Here is a 3,067-nt window from a genome sequence, read left to right on the forward strand (position 1 = left end):
TGCAGGATCGCGTGCTCGATGCCGCCGATATACTGGTCGACCGGCAGCCAGCGGTCGGCAATCGCCGGGTCCGTGGGGGCGTCTTCGTGAGGTGCGGTGAAGCGGGTGTAATACCAGCTCGAATCCACGAAAGTGTCCATCGTGTCCGTCTCGCGCCGCGCATCCTTGCCGCATTGCGGGCAGGCGACATGGCGCCAGGTGGCGTGCCGGTCGAGCGGATTGCCGGGCTTTTCGAAATCGATGTCGTCCGGCAGCTTCACCGGCAGATCGGACTTCGGAACCGGCACGACGCCGCAATCATCGCAGTGGATGACCGGGATCGGGCAGCCCCAGTAGCGCTGGCGGGAAATGCCCCAGTCGCGCAGGCGGAAATTGACCTTGCGTTCGCCGCGCGGCGCGCCGCGCACGATATCGGCCTCAAGCTTGAGCGCGATTGCCTCGAAGGCGTCGTCCGTGCTCAAGCCGTCGAGGAAGCGCGAATTGATCATCACGCCATCATCTGTATAGGCCTCGTCGCCGATCTCGAAGGTCGCGGCATCGCCATCCTTCGGCATCACTACCGCGGTCACCGGCAGTCCGTATTTGCGGGCGAAATCCAGGTCGCGCTGGTCGCCGGAGGGGCAGCCGAAGATGGCGCCCGTGCCGTAATCCATCAGCACGAAATTGGCGACGTAAACGGGCAGTTCCCAGGCCTCGTCAAAGGGATGGCGCACGCGGATGCCGGTGTCGACGCCCTTCTTTTCCGCCGTTTCGAGGGCCGCCAGAGAGGTTCCGGCGCGACGCGTCTCCTCGCAGAAGGCGGCGACCTTGTCGTCGTGCTTCGCGGCTTCCTTCGCCAGCGGATGGTCGGCGGAAATCGCCATGAAGGAAGCGCCGAAGATCGTGTCCGGACGGGTGGTGTAGACCGTCAGTTCCTCATGGCTGCCGGCCTTCTCCGCACCGTCGGAAATGTCCCAGCGCACCATCATGCCCTCGGAGCGACCGATCCAGTTTTTCTGCATCAGCCGCACTTTCTCCGGCCAGCCGTCCAGCGTGTCGAGCGCAGCGAGCAGGTCCTGGGCAAAATCGGTGATCTTGAAGAACCACTGCGTCAGCTCTCGCTGTTCGACCAGCGCGCCGGAGCGCCAGCCGCGGCCTTCGATCACCTGCTCATTGGCAAGGACGGTCATGTCGACCGGGTCCCAGTTCACCTTGGATTGCTTGCGGTAGACGAGGCCCTTTTCCAGCATATCGATGAAGAGATGCTGCTGGCGCTGGTAATATTCGACATCGCAGGTGGCAAATTCACGGGTCCAGTCGAGCGACAGGCCCATGGATTTCAGCTGGTTGCGCATCGTGGCAATGTTGTCATAGGTCCAGTCCTTGGGGTGGACCTTGTTTTGCATCGCCGCATTTTCGGCCGGCATGCCGAAAGCGTCCCAGCCCATGGGGTGGAGAACGTTGTAGCCGCGGGCGCGCTTGTAGCGCGCCACCACGTCGCCCATGGCGTAGTTGCGAACATGGCCGATGTGGATGCGTCCCGAGGGATAGGGAAACATTTCAAGCACGTAGTAGGTCTCGCGCGGGTCGGCATTGTCGGTGACGAAGACATTGTCTTCGTTCCACTTCTTCTGCCAATTCGGTTCGACTTTGCGCGGGTTGTAACGTTCAGAGGCCATATCGGTGCTACTCGGTCATTTTCTTGGTGATTTTGGCGGTGAGCTTCATCATGAAAGCGCCCCAGCGTCAAGTTATACGGGGCGAATTGGCGGTATGGGAAAGCGGTGTGGACCCGTTGCGGCGCGCCATGCGTTTGCCATAAGGTGCGGCGGCGGAAAAAGGAGTTGAAGCCGATGGGTGTTGCCGAAAATCTTGAGGACGTGCGTGCAAGGATTCTCGCCGCCGAGCATGAGGCCGAACGTCCGGAGAATGCGGTCACGCTGGTGGCGGTCTCCAAGACCCACGAGGCCGATGTCATCCGCGCGGCGATCGCGGCGGGGCAGCGGGTCTTCGGCGAAAACCGGGTCCAGGAAGCGCAGAAAAAGTTTCCGGCGCTGAAGGAAGAGACGCCGGATATCGAACTCCGCCTCATCGGGCCGTTGCAGTCCAACAAGGCGGAAGACGCGGTAAAGCTTTTCGATGTGATCGAAAGCGTCGATCGGGAGAAGATCGCCCGCGCGCTTGCGAAGGAAATGAAGAAGCAGGGCAAGGCGCCGAGACTTTACGTGCAGGTCAATACCGGCAACGAGCCCCAGAAGGCCGGCATCGACCCGCGTGAGGCGCAAGCCTTTCTCGATCTTTGCCGGGATGAGCTTGGGCTCGAGATCGAAGGCCTGATGTGTATTCCGCCGGCGGGCGAAAATCCGGGCCCGCATTTCGCTCTGCTTGCCGATCTCGCCAAGGAAAACAACGTGCCGAAGCTCTCCATCGGCATGTCCGGCGATTACGAGATCGCGGTCGCCTTCGGCGCCACCAGCGTGCGCGTCGGCTCCGCGATCTTCGGCGAACGGGATTATCCGGTCTGAGGCGCCTTTCTCCAAGACCCTAAGCCGTACGTCCGCTCTGCCGTCGGATGTTTCACGTGAAAACCCGTCCAGCCCGTTCTTTCATTTCGGCGCGAGTCGGTTCGCACCGTCCAGGCGGATCACCTCGCCGTTGAGATAATCGTTTTCAACCGCGAAAAGCACCGCATGGGCGAACTCCGCCGGATCGCCGAGGCGGGCGGGGAAGGGGATCGTCGCGGCGATCGATTTCTGCGCCTCTTCCGGCAGGTTGTAGAGCAGCGGCGTAAGGAAAATGCCGGGCGCCAGCGTGTTGACCCTGACGCCGAAGCGGGCGAATTCGCGCGCCAGCGGCAGGGTCATGGAAACGATGCCGCCCTTGGAGGCCGCATAGGCCGCCTGGCCGATCTGGCCCTCGAAGGCGGCGATCGAAGCCGTGTTGACGATCACGCCTCGGCTTTCGCCGACCGGTTCTGCAAGCGACATGCGGTGGGCGGAAAGCCGGACGACATTGAACGTGCCCATGAGGTTGACGCGGAGCGTGCGCTCGAAATCGGTCATCGGCATGGGGCCGTCGCGCCCCACCG

At 62.4% G+C, this 3,067-nt stretch carries 3 protein-coding genes; 1 reads left to right on the forward strand and 2 read right to left on the reverse strand.

The window, feature by feature from the left end:
• Nucleotides 1-1,658, reverse strand: a 1,658-nt coding sequence (leuS, locus tag AC5DC2_RS21945; RefSeq protein WP_491700020.1) for a leucine--tRNA ligase, incomplete at its 3' end; no start/stop codon positions are given.
• 174 nt (nt 1,659-1,832) lie between these two features.
• Here leuS and AC5DC2_RS21950 point away from each other — a divergent pair.
• Nucleotides 1,833-2,504 carry a YggS family pyridoxal phosphate-dependent enzyme gene (locus tag AC5DC2_RS21950; RefSeq protein WP_491700021.1) on the forward strand — a complete coding sequence of 224 codons (672 nt, stop codon included), beginning with the start codon at nt 1,833-1,835 and terminating at the stop codon, nt 2,502-2,504.
• Nucleotides 2,505-2,585: 81 nt separating this feature from the next.
• Here AC5DC2_RS21950 and AC5DC2_RS21955 read toward each other — a convergent pair.
• Nucleotides 2,586-3,067 (reverse strand): SDR family NAD(P)-dependent oxidoreductase (locus AC5DC2_RS21955; protein ID WP_491700022.1); only part of this gene is annotated, 482 nt, incomplete at its 5' end.

This window comes from Martelella sp. (assembly GCF_984369615.1).